At 44.8% G+C, this 1,601-nt stretch carries 3 protein-coding genes; all 3 read right to left on the bottom strand.

Going from position 1 to position 1,601, the window contains the following annotated elements; translation table 11 throughout:
* The coding region (locus AC1DUW_RS28150) for a thiolase family protein (protein WP_477644095.1) at positions 1–196 on the bottom strand (196 nt) is incomplete at its 3' end.
* A gap of 174 nt (positions 197–370) precedes the next feature.
* Entirely contained in the window at positions 371–1,147 is a 777-nt protein-coding gene (locus AC1DUW_RS28145; RefSeq protein ID WP_053346178.1) for an enoyl-CoA hydratase/isomerase family protein, read from the bottom strand.
* Between the two features lie 20 nt (positions 1,148–1,167).
* Positions 1,168–1,601, bottom strand: a 434-nt coding sequence (locus AC1DUW_RS28140) for a 3-hydroxyacyl-CoA dehydrogenase family protein (RefSeq protein WP_477644094.1), incomplete at its 5' end; no start/stop codon positions are given.

Below are 1,601 nucleotides of genomic sequence, written 5' to 3'. Positions count from 1 at the left end.
GCAAATGGGCATCTTTGCTTGATTGCTGCACATTTCCGAATACAACTTGATCGATATCTTCACCTGAAATTTTGGCTCGTCGTATGGCTTCTTTTGCGGCAAAGACGCCTAAGTCCGTTGCTGTGATATCACGGAACGATCCTGAAATTTCAGCAAATGGCGTCCTTGCTCCTTCTAACAATAAGATTTCCTTCACTTCATTCACCTCATTTTATATTAAATCTGTTATTCAATACTCGTTGTTGGGCGTATCATTCAGCCTTATGTTCTTAGCTACCACCATTAAATGTCCTGGAATCTACAGTTGAATACCTCTTTAATTGCCTTCATATCTACCTTTTGGTTTTAATTATCTAGTGTTGCTCACTGTTTATCTTCCTGAATAAATTGGTTCTCTTTTTTCAAAGAAGGCCTTCAGTCCTTCTTTCCGATCTTCCGTTGAAAATGCATTACCAAAGCAAACGCTTTCGATAATCAAACCCGATTCGAGGTCAGTATTGCCTCCAGCATTGACTGCAGTCTTCACCATTTGAAGAGCAACAGGTGGTTTTTTCGCCAATTTTCCGGCCCATTCCTTCGCTGTCTCCAGCACCTCTCCAGCAGCGACCAATTTATTGACAATATGTAAATCCAGTGCCCGTTGCGCATTGATCATATCTCCGAAGTAAAGCAGTTCTTTGGCCACACCCTGTCCGACGATCTTCTGTAGCCGCTGGGTACCACCTCCCCCTGGAATGATACCGAGGCCCACTTCCGGGAAGGCAAACTTCGCCCGTTCCGAACTTATTCGCAGGTCACAGGCAAGCGCGAGCTCGAGACCCCCACCCAGCGCCATTCCATTCAACGCGGCAATGACCGGCTTCGTCACATTCTCAATTTTCGTAAATACCGTTCTGGATGTCTTGTTCATCATATTGATTCCGACAAGATCAAGACTTGCCATTTCATTGATGTCGGCCCCTGCGACGAACGCTTTCTCCCCGCTGCCAGTAAGGACAATCGCTCGAACATCTTCATTGGCTTCAAGCTCGTCAATTATGATTGAAAGTTCTTGGAATACCTGTGTGTTCAATGGATTGACGGGCGGCCGGTTAATGGTTACAACTGCGACTTTATCCTCGATTTCACATAATAAAAATTTATACATTCATTCCAACCCCATTCTTATTATTTATAGTCGTAAAACCCAGCCCCTGTTTTCTTACCGTGTCTTCCCGCCCTGACTAGCTGTTTCAGAAGAAGAGGGGGAGCAAAATGATCATCGTTGAATTCCTCTTTGAAATACTCCATCACGTGGTACCCAATATCCACGCCCGCAAAGTCCTGCAGTGTGAATGGACCCATAGGATAGTTCAGGCCTAGCGTAACAGCCTTATCGATATCTTCAGCAGACGCCACACCTTCTTCCAGCAGCTTGATCGCCTCGATAAACTGTGGAATCATGATCCGGTTGACAATGAATCCCGGCGTATCTTTTTTCACCTCTACCGGTTCTTTGGTCAGCTGTTTAGAGAGTTCTTTCAATTTTTCTACAGTTTCATCGCTTGTCTGATATCCACGAACCACCTCTACAAGTTTCATTAATTGTGCCGGGTTAAAGA

The organism is Peribacillus sp. P4_C12 (assembly GCF_056402095.1).
The sequence above is the reverse complement of the archived record's forward strand: the minus strand, read 5'-3'. Positions and strand labels throughout refer to the sequence as shown.

What these genes read in the sequence shown, in the direction of transcription:
- AC1DUW_RS28145 (WP_053346178.1), bottom strand. Translation starts at nt 1,147, where the DNA reads ATGTATAAATTTTTATTATGTGAAATCGAGGATAAAGTCGCAGTTGTA.